Annotated in this window: 1 protein-coding gene; it reads right to left on the bottom strand. The window is 70.0% G+C overall.

What is annotated here, in order from left to right:
- Positions 1-128: 128 nt before the first annotated feature.
- The gene (gene typA, locus ACWF94_RS39020; protein ID WP_453499806.1) at positions 129-2,030 is read right to left on the bottom strand and encodes a translational GTPase TypA; all 1,902 of its coding nucleotides are present in this window, start codon (positions 2,028-2,030) and stop codon (positions 129-131) included.
- Between the last annotated feature and the right edge of the window lie 253 nt (positions 2,031-2,283).

Raw genomic sequence — 2,283 nt, 5'->3', positions numbered from 1 at the left:
GGGCGGCCCTGGGGGCCTTTGGGCCCGGGGAGGCCCGGGAGGCCGCGCGCGGTCAGCCGTGCGCTCGGCGCCCTTGGGCCCGGGAGGGCCCGCGCGGTCAGCCGGTCAGCCGGTGATCCGGTGAACGGTCAGCCGTGCTTGGCGCGGGAGGCCGCGCGGGCGCGCTCCCGCGCGTCCAGGTTCACCTTGCGGATACGGACCGCCTCCGGGGTCACCTCGACGCACTCGTCGTCGCGGCAGAACTCCAGCGACTGCTCCAGCGACAGCTTGCGCGGCGGGACGATCGACTCCGCGACATCGGCGTTGGAGGAGCGCATATTGGTGAGCTTCTTCTCCTTCGTGATGTTCACGTCCATGTCGTCGGCGCGGGAGTTCTCGCCGACGATCATGCCCTCGTAGACCTCGGTGCCCGGCTCGACGAAGAGGACGCCGCGCTCCTGGAGGTTGGTCATCGCGAAGCCCGTGACCGGGCCGGAGCGGTCGGCGACCAGCGAGCCGTTGTTACGGGTCGTCAGGGTGCCGAACCACGGCTCGTGGCCCTCGTGGATGGAGTGGGCGATTCCGGTGCCACGGGTGTTGGTCAGGAACTCCGTACGGAAGCCGATCAGACCGCGCGAGGGCACGACGAACTCCATCCGGACCCAGCCGGAGCCGTGGTTGGACATATTGTCCATCCGGCCCTTGCGGACGCCCATCAGCTGGGTGACCGCGCCCATGTGCTCCTCGGGCACGTCGATCGTCATCCGCTCGACGGGCTCATGGATCTTGCCTTCGACGTCCTTGGTGACCACCTGCGGCTTGCCGATGGTCAGCTCGAAGCCCTCCCGGCGCATCTGCTCGACCAGGATGGCCAGCGCCAGCTCACCACGGCCCTGCACCTCCCAGGCGTCGGGCCGCTCGGTCTCCAGCACCCGGAGCGAGACATTGCCGACCAGCTCGCGCTCCAGCCGGTCCTTGACCTGGCGCGCGGTGACCTTGCGGTCCTTGACCGCGGCCTTGTTCTCCGCGCCCTTGCCGGTGCCGCCACGGCCGACCAGCGGCGAGGTGTTCGTACCGACGGTCATCGAGATCGCGGGCTCGTCCACCGTGATCAGCGGCAGCGCGATGGGGTTCTCCGGGTCGGCCAGGGTCTCGCCGATCATGATGTCGGGGATACCGGCGACCGCGCAGATGTCACCCGGGCCCGCCATCTCGGCCGGCTTGCGGGTCAGCGCCTCGGTCATCATCAGCTCGCTGATACGGACATTGGCGATGGTGCCGTCCCGCTTGATCCAGGCGACGTTCTGCCCCTTGCGCAGCTCGCCCTGCTCGACGCGGAGCAGCGCGATACGGCCGAGGAAGTTGTCGGCGTCCAGGTTGGTGACATGGGCCTGGAGCGGCGCGGACTCGTCGTACTCGGGGGCCGGGACGGTCTCCAGGAGCGTGCTGAAGAACGGCTCCAGGCTGTCGCTGTCGGCCGGGACCGTGCCGTCGGCGGGCTTGGTCAGCGAGGCGACGCCGTCCCGGGCGCAGGCGTAGACGATCGGGAACTCGATCTGCTCCTCGTCGGCGTCCAGGTCCAGGAAGAGGTCATAGGTCTCGTTGACGACCTCGTCGATACGGGAGTCCGGGCGGTCCGTCTTGTTGATGCACAGGATGACCGGCATCCGGGCCTGGAGGGCCTTGCGGAGCACGAAGCGGGTCTGCGGGAGCGGGCCCTCGGACGCGTCGACGAGGAGGACGACCGCGTCGACCATCGACAGCCCGCGCTCGACCTCGCCACCGAAGTCGGCGTGGCCGGGGGTGTCGATGATGTTGATCGTGGTGGGAGCCCCGCCGACCTTCGGGTGGTACTTCACCGCGGTGTTCTTGGCGAGGATCGTGATGCCCTTCTCACGCTCCAGGTCGTTCGAATCCATCATCCGGTCGTCGAGCTGCTGGTGGGCGGCGAAGGCTCCGGCCTGCTTCAGCATGGCGTCGACCAGGGTGGTCTTGCCGTGGTCGACGTGGGCGACGATGGCGACGTTACGGATGTCGTGGCGCGTGGGCATGCTGGCTGGCGCTTCTCTCGATCGTGGGATGCGGCGTATTCCTCTGACGCCCCGCCGGGGCGGACACGCCACGGCTCACCCCCATGGTACGGGCCCGCCGCGCCCGGGGCCTCCCCGTATCGCCCCGCCCCGGGACCTCCCCGGCCGCAGCACCCAGCCCGTCTGGCCCCAGCCCCAGCCCGTCCGGCGCTTGAGGACGGACCCCGAGCCACGGGGGGCGGCAGCCTGCGGGCCTGAGCGCGCACTTCCAGCC

Source organism: Streptomyces sp. NPDC055078 (assembly GCF_053607985.1).
This window is presented reverse-complemented; position numbering and strand designations above follow the sequence as displayed.

What these genes read in the sequence shown, in the direction of transcription:
- typA (WP_453499806.1), bottom strand. Translation starts at nt 2,030, where the DNA reads ATGCCCACGCGCCACGACATCCGTAACGTCGCCATCGTCGCCCACGTC.